At 74.9% G+C, this 15,228-nt stretch carries 13 protein-coding genes; 3 read left to right on the plus strand and 10 right to left on the minus strand.

Going from position 1 to position 15,228, the window contains the following annotated elements; translation table 11 throughout:
• Positions 1-68: 68 nt before the first annotated feature.
• The 6 genes from WME76_RS23705 to WME76_RS23730 all read right to left on the minus strand — a co-directional run bounded on the left by WME76_RS23705 (position 69) and on the right by WME76_RS23730 (position 8,218).
• Positions 69-2,255 carry a hypothetical protein gene (locus WME76_RS23705; protein WP_437954558.1) on the minus strand — a complete coding sequence of 729 codons (2,187 nt, stop codon included), beginning with the start codon at positions 2,253-2,255 and terminating at the stop codon, positions 69-71.
• A 44-nt stretch (positions 2,256-2,299) separates the two neighbouring features.
• Positions 2,300-2,497: a hypothetical protein gene (locus WME76_RS23710; protein WP_437954559.1), complete on the minus strand. Its 198-nt coding sequence runs from the start codon at positions 2,495-2,497 to the stop codon at positions 2,300-2,302.
• A gap of 110 nt (positions 2,498-2,607) precedes the next feature.
• Positions 2,608-3,546: an ATPase gene (locus tag WME76_RS23715; protein WP_437954560.1), complete on the minus strand. Its 939-nt coding sequence runs from the start codon at positions 3,544-3,546 to the stop codon at positions 2,608-2,610.
• 224 nt (positions 3,547-3,770) lie between these two features.
• Complete coding sequence (locus WME76_RS23720) at positions 3,771-5,393, minus strand: hypothetical protein (protein WP_437954561.1); 1,623 nt, start codon at positions 5,391-5,393, stop codon at positions 3,771-3,773.
• A gap of 12 nt (positions 5,394-5,405) precedes the next feature.
• Positions 5,406-6,602 (minus strand): hypothetical protein, encoded by a 1,197-nt coding sequence (locus WME76_RS23725; RefSeq protein WP_437954562.1) that lies wholly within the window; start codon positions 6,600-6,602, stop codon positions 5,406-5,408.
• Positions 6,603-6,631: 29 nt separating this feature from the next.
• Positions 6,632-8,218: a serine/threonine-protein kinase gene (locus WME76_RS23730; RefSeq protein ID WP_437954563.1), complete on the minus strand. Its 1,587-nt coding sequence runs from the start codon at positions 8,216-8,218 to the stop codon at positions 6,632-6,634.
• Positions 8,219-8,452: 234 nt separating this feature from the next.
• Here WME76_RS23730 and pdxH point away from each other — a divergent pair, with 234 nt between their 5' ends.
• Positions 8,453-9,040: a pyridoxamine 5'-phosphate oxidase gene (gene pdxH / locus WME76_RS23735; RefSeq protein ID WP_437954564.1), complete on the plus strand. Its 588-nt coding sequence runs from the start codon at positions 8,453-8,455 to the stop codon at positions 9,038-9,040.
• Positions 9,041-9,051: 11 nt separating this feature from the next.
• On the opposite strand, the gene WME76_RS23740 is transcribed toward pdxH, so the two are convergent.
• Complete coding sequence (locus WME76_RS23740; RefSeq protein WP_437954565.1) at positions 9,052-9,405, minus strand: HNH endonuclease; 354 nt, start codon at positions 9,403-9,405, stop codon at positions 9,052-9,054.
• Between the two features lie 185 nt (positions 9,406-9,590).
• Between WME76_RS23740 and WME76_RS23745 the strand changes: the two genes are divergently transcribed.
• A complete protein-coding gene (locus WME76_RS23745; RefSeq protein WP_061605341.1) occupies positions 9,591-10,004 on the plus strand; it encodes a secondary thiamine-phosphate synthase enzyme YjbQ in 414 nt (137 codons plus the stop codon).
• Here WME76_RS23745 and WME76_RS23750 read toward each other — a convergent pair.
• Positions 9,985-10,452 carry a globin domain-containing protein gene (locus WME76_RS23750; protein ID WP_437954566.1) on the minus strand — a complete coding sequence of 156 codons (468 nt, stop codon included), beginning with the start codon at positions 10,450-10,452 and terminating at the stop codon, positions 9,985-9,987. The two genes, WME76_RS23745 and WME76_RS23750, sit on opposite strands and share 20 nt — an antisense overlap.
• Before the next feature lie 434 nt (positions 10,453-10,886).
• On the opposite strand from WME76_RS23750, the gene norR reads away from it, so the two are divergent.
• Positions 10,887-12,461 carry a nitric oxide reductase transcriptional regulator NorR gene (gene norR, locus WME76_RS23755; RefSeq protein ID WP_437954567.1) on the plus strand — a complete coding sequence of 525 codons (1,575 nt, stop codon included), beginning with the start codon at positions 10,887-10,889 and terminating at the stop codon, positions 12,459-12,461.
• Between the two features lie 39 nt (positions 12,462-12,500).
• Here the strand turns inward: norR and thpR are convergent, their stop codons facing one another.
• Positions 12,501-13,088 carry an RNA 2',3'-cyclic phosphodiesterase gene (thpR, locus tag WME76_RS23760; protein WP_437954568.1) on the minus strand — a complete coding sequence of 196 codons (588 nt, stop codon included), beginning with the start codon at positions 13,086-13,088 and terminating at the stop codon, positions 12,501-12,503.
• A 17-nt stretch (positions 13,089-13,105) separates the two neighbouring features.
• Positions 13,106-15,052, minus strand: a complete 1,947-nt coding sequence (locus WME76_RS23765; protein WP_437962150.1) for a M2 family metallopeptidase — start codon at positions 15,050-15,052, stop codon at positions 13,106-13,108.
• Positions 15,053-15,228: the final 176 nt, after the last annotated feature.

Consider the following 15,228-nt stretch of genomic DNA (forward strand, 5'->3'; position numbering starts at 1 on the left):
GCTCACCTTACCGCGGATCGCCCGGCGATGCTGCGGGATCCGCGCGGGCGGGCTCGGGGGTGGGGCCGTCAGAGCAGGTCGAGAAAGGCGAGGAGCGCCTCGATGGCGCCGGGCTCCAGCGCGGCGAGGCCCGCGCCCGCGGGCGCGCCCGCGGGCGCGCCGTCGTGGAAGAAGGCGCCCGGCGCGGCGGAGGGGCCCGCGCCGGGCGGCGCGGTGATTGCGCCCGCGCCGAGCGGCGCGGCGAAGCGCGCCCGCTCGAGCACGTCGCGCAGCGTCCTGGCCGAGCCGTTCGTGAAGTACGGCCGCTTCTTGTAGAGCCGCCGGAGCGACGGCACCCGCGCGCCCTCCTCGTGCACGTACGGCACGACGCCGGTCTTCTCGTACCCGGCCCTCCCCCACACGATCGCCCCCTCGGGCGCGAGCACGAGCTCCTCCCAGCGCTCGAACGGCACCGCGGAGCCGGGATCGTCGCTGCGGAGCACGGGCGCGTGGCAGCGCGCGCAGCGGTCCAGGAACACCCGCGCGCCGTCGCGCTCGAGCGGGGTGAAGGCCGCGCGGCCGAGGACGGCGGGGTTCGCGCGGTGCGAGAACGCCATGAGGAAGCTCATGAGCGCGCGACGGAGCGCCTCGGGCGGCAGCTCGGCGCGCTCGGCGCCCCCGGCGCTGAAGACCCCGAGGTCGGCGAGCCACGGCGCGGCCTCGCTCGGGAGGGAGAACCACGGGTCGTGGCCGCTCAGCGCGCCGGCGACGCGGAACTCGTTGTCCGCGACCGTGGTGAGATCCGGATCGAGGGCGCGCGAGAAGTGGGGGCGGTTGTTGAACAGGCCGAGCAGCGGCTTGGTCGTGGCGCGCACGTCGCCTCGGCCGGTGTGGTGCGTGCGGCCGTCGACGTACCCCTCGAAGTGACAGGTCTCGCACGTGAACCGGCTGAGCGGCCCGTCGGTCGTGTTCCAGGGAGCCATCAGCGACGTGAAGAAGAGCGCCTCGCCGAGCCGGACCTCCTCGGCGCGGGCATCGCCGCCGCCGTCGGGGACCGGCCGCTTCTCGAGCGCGCCGCCCGTGTCGAGCAGCCACGCGTCGAGCAGGGGGTTCGCGTAGGCGAACGCGCCGTCGCCGAGCGCCGCCATCGCGGCGACGCCGGGGACGAGCGCGCGGGTGGAGACCTCCGGCGCGGGCGAGAGGCCGGCGGGCGAGGCGCGGAAGAGGAGCTCGGCGCGGCGATCGCCGCCGTAGCCGGTCGCGATCACGCGCACGTCGGCCGCGCCGGGGACGGCCGAGAGCGAGATCGCCTTCGGGGTGAGGACGCCGTGCTCCGAGACGTTCACGGCCGAGAGGCGCGTCACCTCGGGCCGTGCGCCCGTGGCGACCCGGTAGAGGAAGACGAACGAGTCGATGTAGCCGAACGAGCCGCCGGTCCGGTCGAGCGGGTGATCCTCGACCCCGCCCGCGGCGAGGAGGAGCCCGCCGCCTTCAGTCTCGAGCGCGTCGAAGCTCCAGAGGGGGCCGTCGTGACGGATGCGCGCGGCGCCGCCGGAGAGCGGGCGGCCGTCCGCGCCGACCGGGAGCACGACGAGCGCGTGGTCGAGGAGACAGGCGACGATGAGGTGACGCGCGAGGCGCACGACGCGGAATGGGCCGGCGCCGATCGGCTCGTCCCAGCGCTCGACGTCGAGGCGGCCGCCCGCGCCGGCGCGGGCGGGGCGCAGCGTCAGGAGCGCGCCGGCGCGCTCGTCGAGCGCGTAGAGGACGCCCTCGGGGCCGGCCGCGAGGTCGCGGATGCCGTGGACGCCCGCGAGCTCGACGCGCCCGGCGGGCTCGAGCGAGGCGCCGCGGACGGCGTAACGGAAGAGCGCGGGCGACGCCTCGCCGCTCGCGAAGACCTCGCCCGAGGGCGCGACCGCGACCCCCGTCGGCGAGGCCGGCGCGGGCGCGCGGGAGAGCTCGCGCAGCGACGCGTCGAGCAGGACGAGCGCGTCGCGGCCGCGGAGCGGCGAGAGCAGCGCAGGCGCGCCCGGCGCGGCGGGGCGGCCCCGCGGATCCACGGGGCGGAGCGCGATCGGGTCGGGCCCGAGGAGGCGGTCGGAGCTGGGCAGGCGGGAGAAATCGGCCGCGGCGCGGCGGGACGCCTCGAGCTGCCGCAGCGGCTCGAGCGGATCCGGTCCGCCGCCGCCAGGGGCCGGCGACGCGGGGCGGCCGTCGCAGGCCAGCGCCGCGAGGCCGAGCGAGAGCGCAAGCGCGAGGCGCGTCGCGTCCATGCGTCGAGGCGACAGGGCGGCGGCGGCGCGCGCCGCCGCGCGGATCACCAGCCGCCGGTGCTCGCCGGCTTGGCGGTCTCGACCGGCGCCGCCTTCGCGGGCTCGGCCTTGGGCGCGGGCTTCGCCGCCTCGGCCGTGGTCGCCGGCTTCGGCGGCTCGGGCGTCACCTGCTGGGGCTTGTCCTCGCAGCCGAAGAGACACGCGGCGCCGAGCGCCACGAGCACCGTCAAGACATTCTTCATGGGCTCCTCCTGAACGAGGCGGCAAGCCAACCACATCCGCCGGGCGCTCGGAAGATCGGAAGAGGGCGCGCGGTCCACATCGTTCCAGGGCGGCGCGGCGCAGGGGTGACCTAGGCGGGCGGCGCGTCGGCGTCAGCGCAGTATCCGGCGTAGATATCGACGCTGCCGCGCGCGCCGCGCTCCGCCTCCTTGCCTTGATCCAGCTCGGCGCGCGCGTCGTCTCCCGCGGCGGTGAATGCGCGCAAGTATTCGTAATCTTTCATCTTATCGGAGTCGCCGTACCAGTACTCGGCCGCCGCGCGCACGCGGCGCTCGGCGCGCATCGCGAGCGCGTACGCGGCGTCCCGCAGCCGGCGCGCGCGCCGCGCTTCGGCCGAGAGCGTCCTGTCGTCGACGAGGCGCGAGAGGAGCGGCGCCAGCGCCCCGAGGCGCGCGGCGGCGTCCGCCTCGCCGCGCGGGGCCTGCTGGAGGGCGTCCCCGTGCTCCGCGCAGAGCGCGAGCAGCTCGGATACGCCCTGGATCAGCTCCGCGTCGCCGCGGGCGCGGATCAGGGAGACGCGCCGCTGGCCCTCCGGGTCGCTCCTGAAGCGGAGGTCGAAGAAGCGCAGCAGCGTTCTCCGGTGCTGGCCGGCCTCGTTCGCGGGCTGCTCGACGCTCGTCGCCGCCCTCCGCGGGCCCCGCTGCGTCGCCTGCCAGCGCGACTGCGCAAGGCGCAGAAGCTCGATCTTGTCGCGGAAGCCGCGGATCTCGTCGCGCGTGAGCGGCGGATCGTCGCCCGCGAACGGCGCGCGGAGGAGGTCCGCCGCGTCACGCTGCGCGGCGCGCTGGAGCCGGCTCAGCCAGGCGACGTGGGGCGCGAGGTCTCCGGGGAGGAGGAGCAGCACGTCGCCGAGCGACTCGGCCTCTCGGGCGAGCTCGGCTTCGCGGGCGGCCGTGAGGTGGTGTCGCGGCGCCGGGCGGGGAGATCCCGGGAGCGCGGATCTCACCGTATCGGGTGTTCTGCTCTTCTTGCCGTTCCTGGACGGCGTGGAGGACGTCCTCGGTGCCACTCGAGCCTCCTTGCCGGGGCGGGACCCCTGCACTTCCGGCTCCGGGGCGCAGCCGGAACCTCGAGCGTTACCATCGCGGCGCGGACGATCGCCAGAGGAATCGAGCCGCTCGCGGGCGACGACCGAGCGGGCAGGCGTGTCATCGCGCGTCAGCGGTGGATACGAACGGGCGCGAGCCGATGCGACCGAGCGCCGAGGGCGCTCGTCCGGGCGCACGGGGACGGCTAGGGCTCGAGCACCGTGACGAACAGGTCGCGCCGCTCGGAGGAGAGAACGCCGTCGGGGGTATCGCCGAATCGCATGCTGAAGAAGAAGTTGCCCGCCGCGGCGACCGCGCCCGAGGGATCCACCGCGACCGTCCCCTCCTGGATGAACTCGTCGCCGACCCGCGTGCTCCAGAGATACTCGCCGTCCGGCGCGTACTTGGCAGCGAAGAAGTCCGGCTGGTACGCCGTGCCGTCGGGCAGCGACGTGCCGTGCTTCATGCCGCCGCCGAAATCGATCCCGGTCGACGCGGCGTCATCGACCAGGGTGCCGCCGATCACCACGTTGGACCCGCGATCCGCGCCGATCGAGGCGCTGAGCTGAACGCCGGTGTCCCCGAGCGCCCTCGCCCACTCCGGCTCTCCCCGATCGGCGCTCAGCCGGGCGACGAACATGTCGTCTTCCTCCGCGGCCGGAGCCACGTTGGTCAGGACCGGGAGCGAGCCGAGCACGAGATCCTTCTGGAACGTGCCAGTCACGTAGACAGCGCCCGAGCAGTCGATGGCGACCGCGGTCCCGCGCTGCATGCCGTTCTCCGTGTGGACGGCCGCGGTCCCGCCGAAGATCCGGCTCCAGATCGGCTTGCCGCTCGGGTCGAGCTTGACCACGAAGACGTCGAACGCCCCGCGGTGCTCGTCGGTGCTCCGGAACGCATGGCGGTCCGTGGGGCCCGTCAGCGCGATGTTCCCCGCGGCGTCGACGTCGAGGCCGAGCGGGATCCCGGGATCGAACCAGATCGGCTCGTAGCGGCCCCACAGCTCGTTGCCCTGCGCATCCAGCTTGCCGAGGAAGACGCCGCGCTCGTCCACGTTGCCGAAGGTCTCGCCCGCGAACGCGACCGGTCCGTCGATGTACAGCGCCACCACGACCGCCTCGTCACCGTCGACGGCGACGTTGAGGCCCATGTGCTGGCCAGCGCCGCCGATGCGGCGGCTCCAGCGGAGCGCGCCCTCCCGGGTGAGCCGCGCGACGAAGGCGTCCTGGTCCTGCGCGACGAGCTGCTCCCCGGCGTTGAAAGAGAAGGCGCCGTCGTACCAGCCGGTCAACACGATGTCGCCGGACCCGGCCGCCACCTTCACCGCAGAGGGCTCCTGCGTGTTCTCGCCCGAGAAGCCGACGGCCCAGCGCGGCCGGCCGCTCGCCTCGTCGAGGCTCGTCAGGAACATGTCGAAGCCCGTTCCGTGCGGGTATTCGAGGACATCGCGGCCGATCTGGAGGTGGCCCTCGCTGTACACGCCGGCGGCGATGACGTCGTTGTTCCCGCCCCACGCGACGGCGGTCGCCATCGCGTTCGAGGACGCCGCGGACTGCGCCGCCCAGCGGAGCGCGCCCGTGAAGGGCCCGCCGCCGCCCGTGCCACACGTGGAAGGGCCGCCCGCGCCGCCGCCCTCTCCGGCGCTGCCCGCGCCGCCGCCGCCCTCTCCGACGCTGCCCGCGCCGCCGCCGCCCTCTCCGGCGCCGCCCTCTCCGCCGGCGCCCGCAGCGCCCGAGCCGGCGCCGATCGGCTCACCCGGCTCGATGCCGAAGATCGCGTTGCAACCCGCGAGCGCGATCACCGCGACGAAGCTGTAGCTGCCCCTCATGACGCGCTCCGCTCAGAGCTTGCCCTCGATCCACACGCTCCCCGGGCCGACGCCGACGCGCGCGCTCCAGGGCGCGCCGCCCGTCAGCCCGCGCGCGGACGCCGTCCCGGCGGGCGGCGCCGAGGGGGCGGTGATCCAGAGGATCGCCCCGCCCGCGGCGAGGACCGCCCCGGCGATGAACGCCGCCGTCCCGATGTTGCCCTTCATGACCGCGTCGTCGCGCAGGTCGAGGCCCGTCTGGTCGACGCACTCGCCCGCCTCGTTGCAGTGGCCGCCCTCGGTGGCCTTGTCGAAGGTCGACTTGGCCATGAAGCCGAGCGCCGTGCCCACGCCGAGGCCGACCACGCCGAGCCCCACCCCCACGATGCCGATCGGCTTGCGGATGCTCCCGCCCTGCGGCGAGGGCGCGTCAGCCTTCGGCGGGTCGGCCGGCGGCGGCGCGGCGATCGCCTTCGGCGCGACGTCCGTCCCCGGGGCGGCGCTCGACGCCGGCGCGCGCGCGAGCGCCGGCACGGTGACGCTCACGACGCCCGGCTTCTCGACCGCGATCGTCGTCTCCCAGGGGCTGTGCCCGGGCGCCGCGGCGGCGACCCGGTGCTCGCCGGGGTCGAGCGGCACCGCCGTCCCCCAGAGCGCGCGCCCGACGGGGACGCCGTCCCGCGTGAGCTCCAGGCCGGCGACCGCCGACTCCGGGGGAACCACGATCTGCAGGCGCGAGAGCCGCGGCTCGAGCGCGGCGGCCCGGGCGCGCGCCACCCGCTCGCGCTCCATCTGCCCGGCCGACAGCGAGGCGGCCGCGACGTCGCGGAAGCCGATCCACGCCGTCGCCGTCCTGCCGATGCGCTCGTGGCAGTCCGAGAGGTTGAAGAGGGTGCCGATGCCGGGGTCGATGCCGTGGCTCTCCGCGAACTTCGGGCACGCCTCGGCGTACTTGCCGGCGGCCATCAGCGCGCGCCCCTCGTCGAACAGCGCGACCGCGGCGGCGCGCTCCTCCCGGGTGGGCTCCGCGGCGCGCGCGGCGGGCGCGAGCGCGGTCAGCGCGGCGAGCGTCGACAGGAGCGCGAGCGCTCGGCGCGGCGCGCCGCCGGCCGGGGGCGCGCTGGAGGCCGCCGCGCGGCGGGGCGCGCCGCCGGTCAGGGGCGCGCTGGAGGCTGACGCGCGGCGCCCGGCCTCCGGACAGGTGCTCGACAGACGACGATGGCAGAGCAAGACGGGACCTCGCTTGGGCTCACGTGATGTCATCGCGGATCGGAGAAGAGCTCGTCCTGCGGGCGGGTCGGCGTGGGCCGGGGCTTCGGCGGACGCCCCCCCGGCGGCCGCGTCCCCCTGACGGACGCGGCGGGCTGCGGCGCCGCAGATCCGCTCGCCGCCGGCTGGACCGCCGCGCTCGCCGCCGGCTGGACCGTCACGCTCGCCGCCGGCTGCGCCGTCGCGCTCGAGCCCGCCGGCGGCGCGGGGCCCCCGTCGAGGAGTTCGGGGACCTTGCCGGCCATGAGACCGGTCGCAGGCGGCGCCTCGCCTGGCGGCGGCGCCTCGGGCGCGGACGAGGGAGCCCCGGAGGCGGAGGGCGCGACGTCCGACGCAGGGGAGCGGAACGCGAACCACGCGAGCCCCGCGGCGCCGAGGACCGCCGCGGCGACGCCCGCCGCGATCCCGAGGGCGCGCGCGCCGGAGCGGCCCTTGCCCGACGAGGCGCGCGTGCCGCCCCAGGAGCGATCCGTGGCCGCGCCGTCGGACAGGACCGCCGTGGGCGCGCCCCACGCGGCCTCGGCCGGCGCGCCCCGCCCGCCCGAGCTGCCGCCGGCGTGCGGCGTCGCGACCAGGGGCCCCGGCGCCGTGGAGAGCGGGCGCCGCGGCGACGCGAGCGCGCGGCCGCCGTCGGCGGCCCCGTCCACCGCCGAGTCGCGGCGGATCCGCAGCACGCGCGCGGCGCGCTCGGCCAGGTGCTGCGCGTGCGGGGGCGCGAACGGGGCGAGCTCGGCGGCGAGCTCGGCGATGCTGCCGAAACGATCGGCAGGGCTCTTCTGCAAGCAGCGCTGGACCGCCCAGTCGAGCCGAGCGGGCACGTCGGCGCGCACGGCGACGATCTGCGGCGGCCCCTCCAGGATGCGGTCGTAGATCTCCATCACGGAGTCGCCCCGGAAGGGGATGGCCCCCGTGAGGAGCTGGTAGAGGATCGCGCCCATCGACCAGACGTCGGCGCGCGCGTCGACGTTCTTCGAGGAGACCATCTGCTCGGGCGCCATGTAGAGCGGCGAGCCCAGCATCGCCGCGCTCTCGGTCATGTCGTGCTCCTTCGGCGCCGTGGTCTCGGCCCCGAGGGCCATCTTGGAGATGCCGAAGTCGATGACCTTGATGAGCGGGCTGCCGTCGGCCCGCTGGCTCAGGAACAGGTTGCCCGGCTTCAGGTCGCGATGGATGATGCCCAGCGCGTGCGCCTCCGCGAGCGCCTCGCACGCCTGCAGCAGGTAGTCGCAGGCGAGCTCGACCGGCAGCGGCCCCCGGTCGCGCAGGAGGGCCTTCAGGTCGGTGCCCTCGAGGTACTCCATCACGAGGTACGGCTCGCCCCGCGCGAGCGTGCCCACGTCGAACACGCGCGTCACGTGCTCGCTCCGGATGCGCGCCGCGGCCTGCCCCTCCCGCAGGAAGCGCGCGACGAGATCCGCCCGCTCGCGCGCCTTCGGCAGCAGGAACTTGATGGCCACCCGCTCGCCGAGCAGGAGGTGGCGGGCGGCGACGACCACGCCCATCCCGCCCTCCCCGAGGACGCGCTCGACCTCGTATTTCTCCGCGAGGACGTCCCCCACGCTCACCGGTGCGACCATGCACGCCCTCGCTCTGGCTCCTCGCTAGTATCAAACCAGGGAGTGGGCCACAACGCGAGCTTTCCCGGAAAGGAAAGCCGATGTGCGCCCGCCGCTCCGCGGAGCACCTCGCGCGGGCTCCCCGGACGGCGGCGCGGCGACGCCGCGACAAGGGCGCGGCCCGCAGCGCCGCGGCGAGCCGTTCGGGTTCGCCAGGGGCGCCCCGCGCCTGTATATGCATGCCGCAATTTCACCATGACCACCGAGCCGACCGATCCCCTCGTCCTCGCGCGCGAGCTCCTCGAGCAGCGGCAAACCTCCGAACCGACCGACGCGACGGCCATGACGCTGGCCACGGCGGACGCGTCGGGGCGCCCCTCGGCGCGGATGGTGCTGCTGAAGGGCATCGACGATCGCGGGTTCGTGTTCTTCACCAACCACGGGAGCCGCAAGGCGATGGATCTCGAGGCGAACCCGTTCGCCGCGCTGTGCATCCACTGGTCGAGGGCGGCGGAGCAGATCCGGGTGGAAGGCCGCGTCGAGCGGATCAGCGACGCGGAGTCGGACGCCTACTTCGCGACCCGCCCCCGCGGCAGCCAGATCGGCGCGTGGGCCTCGCGGCAGAGCGCGCCGCTGCCCTCGCGCGAGCGGCTCATCGAGCGGGTGCGCGAGATCGAGGGCCGCTTCGAGGGGCAGCCGGTGCCCCGGCCGGCGTTCTGGGGCGGCTACCGGGTCGTGCCGGAGCGCATCGAGCTCTGGCGGGGCCAGGAGAGCCGGCTGCACGACCGGCTGGTCTACCTGCGCGACGGCGGCGGCTGGCGCGTCGAGCGCCTGTACCCCTGACCGCGGCGGCGCTACGCGCCGGTCACGCGGCGGCGGCTCGCCTTGCGCTCCCTGAGCCGCTCGATCACCGCGACGAGCTTCGGGTCGTCGCGGCGCCGCACGTCGAGCCGCATGCCCTTCAGCGCGTTGCACCGGCCGCACGCGAGCGCCAGGTTGTCGAGCGCGTCCGTGCCGCCGTGGGTGCGCGGGACGATGTGCTCTATCGTCGCGCGCTGGATCGGCTCGCCGTCGAGGCCGACGACGACGTGCGACAGGCAATGGATGCACTTGCCCACCCACGCCGCCTGGCCGCGGATCTCGGTGCGCTCGAACGTCACGTCGGTCGCCACGATGTCCAGGATCAACCGGCGCCGCGCGGCCTTCACGGCGCTCGATCGTAGCCTCACGCCGCCGGGCTCGCACGCGGTTCGCGCCGGGCCGGCAGGTGGGCTATGGAGCCCCGGAGCCGGCGCGCGCCGCGGGGGGCAGGCGGCCGGGGCGCGGTCGCGCGGTCGCGCGGTCACCGAGGGCGCGCCCCGTCGCGCCCCGCGACGCGCGCGCGGGAGGAACCATGAAGTCGAAGACCGACTATTTCTACTTCGAGACGAAGGCCAAGCGCGAGCTCATCAACGTCACCGACCGCGTCGCGGCCGTCGTCGCCGCGAGCGGCATCCAGGAGGGCATGGTCCTCGTGAGCGCCATGCACATCACCGCCGGTGTGTTCGTGAACGACCACGAACCGGGCCTCTGGGAGGACATCTGGACGTGGCTCCAGGAGCTCGCGCCCGAGGGGCCCGACTACAACCACCACAGGACCGGCGAGGACAACGGCGACGCCCACCTCAAGTCGATCCTCGTGCACCACCAGGTGATCGTGCCGATCACCGCGGGCAAGCTCGATCTCGGGCCGTGGCAGCAGATCTTCTACGCGGAGTTCGACGGCAAGCGGCGCAAGCGCGTCGTCGTCAAGGCGATGGGGGAGTGACGCCGCCGGCGGCCTGGCCCGCGTCGGGACGGGCGGCGCCGTGCTCCCTCGCCCCGCGCTGCATGAGCGAGGCGATCGCGCCGAGCGCGTCCGACCAGGCCTGCTGGTGCGCCGGGGACCAGGCGGGGCCGGCGACCTCGGACATCGCGGTGATCAGCGAATCGGCGACCCAGGGGTACATCTCGTCCGTGACGCCGTAATCGATGTGCTTGGCCCCCATCGCCATCAGCTTCTCCTCGAGCCAGGACGCGTCCTCCAGCCGGTCGATGACGGCGACGAGCGCCTCCGCGAGCATCTTCTCCTGATGATCCCGGCTGTTGCGCCCGAAGAGCGGCCTCACCTGCGGGTAGCGCGAGAACAGGATCCCGTAGAAACGGTGCGTGAGGTTGGGCTCCCTCTCGAGCACGAGCTCGAAGCTCTCCCGCAGCAAGCCAACGTTCAGACCCATGACATACCTCCCAGCGGTCGCTGCGCCGCGCGCAGGCCGTCTTCCATCGTCAATTCGCGCATCGTCAATTCGCGCATCGTCAATCCGCGCATCGTCCGTCGCGATCAGCTCACGTCAGGTGACGTGGGATTCACGAGCTCCACCGTCCGATCGCTCGTCGCTCGCAGGCTTCGCACGGGCCATGCCAGAGGCGCCTCGCCGGTGAACCGCGCCGATCCCGCGGGATCGGCGCGCCCGGCGGCCGCGGCGGTCTCCCCGGGGAAACCCGGCTTGCTGCCGCGCGCGGTCGTCGCTCGCGCGCTCCGACCGCGCGCCGCCCCGCCTGCGCGCTTGCCCCGCCCGGCCCCGCGGTGTTTCCTGCCGTGGTCACGCTGTCTCCCGCCGTGGTTTCCGGCAGGAAACCGCCGCCGCCCCCGTCTCCCCGAGGAATCCTCGTGACCCTGCTCGACGCCGTGCTCAGCCTGTCCGAAGCGCCCGCCCGGGACGAGGCGCTGCAGCGGATCCTGCGCGCGCTCGCGCGGGCGACGGCGGCGGACGCGCTGTCGGTGCTCACGGCCGCGGACGACGGGTCGGTCGGCGTCGCCGCGCAGATCGGGCTGTCGCCGGCCGCCCTGGGGCTCAGCTTCACGCCCGCGGAGCACCCGCGGCTCCGCCGGGCGACCCTGGCGGCCGGGCCGATCCGGTTCCTCGATCCGAGCGAGCCCGACCCGTACAGCGGCTGGCTGCTCGGCAACACCGGCGAGATCCACCCGATCCACGCCTGCATGGCCGTCCCGCTCCGCGTGCAGGGCCGCCTCGCCGGGCTGCTCACGCTGGACGCGTGCGATCCCCACGGCCTCCGCGGCCTCGGCGACGACGACGCGCGCGTGTTCGCCGGGCTCTGCGCCGGCGCGCTGCGGCTCGACGGCGGCGCCGGGCTGGCCCTCGCCGCGGAGGCGCGCCGCGCGGCCGACCCCGCGCCCGGCGGCGGCGCGCTGCCCGGCCGCTCGGCCGCGATGCGGCGGATCGAGCGCGAGATCGCGGTGCTCGCCCCGCTGTCGGTGCCGGTGCTCGTCACGGGCGAGACGGGCGTGGGCAAGGAGCTCGTCGCCCGCGCGCTGCACGAGCGGTCGCCCCGGGCGAGCCGGCCGCTCGTGATCGTCAACTGCGCGGCGATCCCCGCGCAGCTCGTCGAGTCGGAGCTCTTCGGCCACCGGAAGGGCGCGTTCACCGGCGCGACGGCGGCGCGCGCCGGCAGGTTCGAGGCGGCCCAGGGCGGGACGATCTTCCTCGATGAGATCGGCGAGCTCCCGCTGGCAGCCCAGGCGCAGCTCCTGCGCGCGCTGCAGGAGGGGGAGATCCAGCCCGTGGGCGAGGACCGGGCGCGCCGCGTCGAGGTGCGGGTCGTCGCGGCCACGAACCGCGATCTGCGGCGGGAGGTCGCCGAGGGGCGCTTCCGCGCCGATCTGTTCCACCGGCTCTGGGTCTACCCGATCTGCGTGCCCCCCCTGCGCGAGCGGCGCGAGGACATCCCGGCGCTCTGCGAGCGCTTCGCCGCGGAGATCGCGGCCGAGCTCGGCGCCGCGCGGGTGGACTTCACCGAGCCGGCCCTGCGCGCGCTCACCCAGGCCGCCTGGCCGGGCAACGTCCGCGAGCTCAAGAACGCCGTGGAGCGCGCCGTGCTGCGCCGGACCATGGCCGAGGGCACCGGCGCCGCCGGCAGGGCGCTCGTCCTCCGCCGCGAGGACGTCGACGCCGGCGACGACGGCGGCGCCGACGAGCGCGGCGCGCCGCGGATCGAGCTCCCCGAAGAGCGGCTGTGGCTCGCGGGCGCGCCGACGGAGGCGCCCGTGGAGCCGCTGGTCGAGGCGCTGGAGCGGGCGCGGCGCGAGGCGTTCGCGCGCGCCTTCCGGGCGGCCGGCGGCAACGCCGCGATGGCCGGCCGGCTGCTCGGGGTGAGCCGATCGTTCGCCTACAAGGAGGCGGTGCGGCTCGGGCTCATCCCTCCGCCCGAGCCGCGCCGACGCTGAGCCGCCCGGGAGAGCCCCGGCCCCTTCAGGGGGCGGCGCTCAGCGCCCCGGCTCCGGGGCGCCGATCCCCTCGAGCGGCACCCGCGCGAGCGCCGTGTAGCGCGCGCCCTTCGGGGTGAGCTCGCTGTGGTAGACGATGATCTCGTCGACCCGCGTCTCGCCGAAGTCGACGTCGCCGATCGCCTGGGCGCACGCCTCGAGCGCCGGATCGCCGCGCGGGTCGCGCGAGCGGGCGAGCGTGAGGTGCGGCTCGAACGGCCGGTCCTCCGGCACGTAGCCCGTCGACATCGAGAGCGTCTGCTCCAGGTCACGGTGGATCGCGGTGAGGGCGCGGACCTCGCCGCCCACGCCGAGCCAGAGCACGCGCGGCCGGCGCCGCGCGCCGAACGCGCCGCCCTTCTCGACGCGCAGCGTGAGCGGCCTGTGGAAGGCGGCGACGCTCCCGGCCGCCGCGATGACGAGGGGCAGGCGCTCCTCTCCGATCTCGCCCATGAAGGCGAGCGTGATATGCAGCCCCGCAGGCTCCACCCACTTGGCGGACGGAGCCCGGGGCGAGAGCTCCCGAAGGAGATCTCCAGCCTTGGCGAGGAGCTCGGCTCCCGGATCGACAGCGACGAAGACGCGCACAGCTCACCTACGCCCGACTACCACCCACAGACTTCATTCTTGTTCTGCTCCTTGAGCCATCTCCGGAGCGGCTCGAAGTACTCGAGCATCGCGCCCGGATCGGCCTCGCTCTCGCCGGTCATCGCCTGCATCGCCTCCTGCCAGGGGCGGCTCGCGCCGAGCGACAGCATGGCGCGCAGCTTCTCCCCCGCGGCCTTGCTGCCGTAGATCGAGCACGTGTGGAGCGGCCCCGTGTGCCCGGCCGCCTTGCACAGCGCGCGGTGGAACTGGAATTGATAGATGCTCGCCAGGAAGTAGCGCGTGTACGGGACGTTCGCCGGGACGTGGAACTTCGCCCCCGGATCGAAGTCGGCCTCGCTGCGGGGCACCGGCGGCGCGACGCCCTGGTACTTCAGCCGCAGCGCCCACCACGCCTGGTTGTAGTCGGCCGGCCTCGTCTTGCCCGCGAAGACGTCCCACCGCCACTGGTCGATGAGCTTCCCGAACGGGAGGAACGCGACCTTGTCGAGCGCCTTCTTGAAGAGGAAATTGATGAGCCCCTTCTCGTCCTCGGGCACCCGGTCGACGAGCCCCAGCGTCTTCAGGTAGGCCGGCGTCACGGAGAGGGCCAGCGTGTCCCCGATCCCCTCGTGGAAGCCATCGTTGGCGCCGGACTGGAACAGGATCGGGAGCTTGTAATACTGATGATAATAGTAGATGTGCCCGAGCTCGTGGTGGATCGTGATGAGATCCTCCTCGGTCGGCTCGACGCACATCTTGATGCGGAGATCGTCCCGATCGCCGACGTCCCAGGCGCTCGCGTGGCAGACGACCTCGTGATCGGCCGGCTTCTTGAGCAGCGACCGCTCCCAGAACGTCGCCGGCAGCGGGTCGAACCCGAGCGAGGTGAAGAACCGCTCGCCGAGGGAGACCATCTGCTTCTCGTCGAGCTTCTTCGCCTTGATCTTCCGCGTCACGTCGAGCGACGGCTGGCCCTTGTACGGCTCCATGAGCGCGTAGACGTTCGACCATTCCTGCGCCCACATGTTGCCGAGCACGTGGGCCGGGATCGGGGCCTTGTCGCCGATCCTGTCCTTGCCGTGGATCGCGCGCAGCCTGGCGCGCACGTGGCAGTGCAGCTCGTCGTAGAGCGGCTTCAGCTTGCCCCAGAGCCGGTCGGTCTCGGCCTCGAACGCCTCGGGGGACATGTCGTATCCGGCTCGCCAGAGCGCGCCGACGTCCGGGAAGCCGATCTCCGCGGCCCCCTTGTTGCCGAGGGCGACGTAGCGCTCGAACTTCGGCCGGAGCGGCGGCGCGATCGCGTGCCAGCCGGCCCACGCCTCGAGCAGCTCGTCCCACGTACGGCTGGTCCTGAGGACCTCGGAGAGATCGTTGAGCGCGAGGCATTTCGGCGCCGCCCCGCCCGCGGCCGCAGCGCCGCGCCCGCCGACCGATGCGGCGCCGCCCGCCGCCTGTCCCAGCTTGCCCTTGGGGCAGTACTTGCCCTTGCCGTACAGGCTCGTCATCTCGACCGAGAGCGCGGCGAGCTCCGCGCGCTCCGCCGGGTCGCTCGGGGCCGGCAGGCTCGTCGAGACCTTGAGGAGCGTCCGCTGGCGCGCGAGATCCGCGGGCAGCGCGAGCCCGTCGAAGCGCGTCGCCGCCTTCATCGTGCGGTTGAGGTACGCCATGCTCGCCTCCTCGGCGGAGGCGGCGAGCGCGTCGGTGTCGTCCGTGAGGAAGGTCTGGTTGACCCACGCCGCGCGCCCGCCCTGGAGCCGGAGCGCGCGCAGGTCGCTGTCGACGCCGGCCAGGAAGGCCTGCGCCTCGGCCACGGTGGGGGGCGCGGCCTGCCGGGGGGCCGCCTGGGGCGGCGCCGCCGCGGGCGGGGCCAGCGCCGCGGGCGCCTCCTGGCCGGGGGCCGGCGGCGGCGCGGCAGGTGACCCGGCGCCGCTGCAGGCCGAGCCGAGCCCGAGCGCGACCAGCATCACGGGGCGCAGGACGGCCGTCCGGGCGAGGGCATAACGGACCACGGGCCCTTCATACACGCCGGACCGTGCCGAGGGAACCGGGAGCGACGTGCGATCGACGCGGCTCGACCCCGCGGCGCCTCCCCCGCGACCAGGACGAACCGCCCGCGGTCACGGCTGCCAAGCGGCCGTGA

It is taken from the genome of Sorangium sp. So ce119, from assembly GCF_051524405.1.
Taxonomy (GTDB): Bacteria; Myxococcota_A; Polyangia; order Polyangiales; family Polyangiaceae; genus Sorangium; species Sorangium cellulosum_G.

Coding starts and splice junctions, on each gene's coding strand:
- WME76_RS23745 (WP_061605341.1), top strand. CDS start 9,591: ATGAAGTCGAAGACCGACTATTTCTACTTCGAGACGAAGGCCAAGCGC.
- WME76_RS23730 (WP_437954563.1), bottom strand. CDS start 8,218: ATGGTCGCACCGGTGAGCGTGGGGGACGTCCTCGCGGAGAAATACGAG.
- WME76_RS23720 (WP_437954561.1), bottom strand. CDS start 5,393: ATGAGGGGCAGCTACAGCTTCGTCGCGGTGATCGCGCTCGCGGGTTGC.
- WME76_RS23750 (WP_437954566.1), bottom strand. CDS start 10,452: ATGGGTCTGAACGTTGGCTTGCTGCGGGAGAGCTTCGAGCTCGTGCTC.
- pdxH (WP_437954564.1), top strand. CDS start 8,453: ATGACCACCGAGCCGACCGATCCCCTCGTCCTCGCGCGCGAGCTCCTC.
- WME76_RS23710 (WP_437954559.1), bottom strand. CDS start 2,497: ATGAAGAATGTCTTGACGGTGCTCGTGGCGCTCGGCGCCGCGTGTCTC.
- WME76_RS23765 (WP_437962150.1), bottom strand. CDS start 15,052: ATGCTGGTCGCGCTCGGGCTCGGCTCGGCCTGCAGCGGCGCCGGGTCA.
- WME76_RS23705 (WP_437954558.1), bottom strand. CDS start 2,255: ATGGACGCGACGCGCCTCGCGCTTGCGCTCTCGCTCGGCCTCGCGGCG.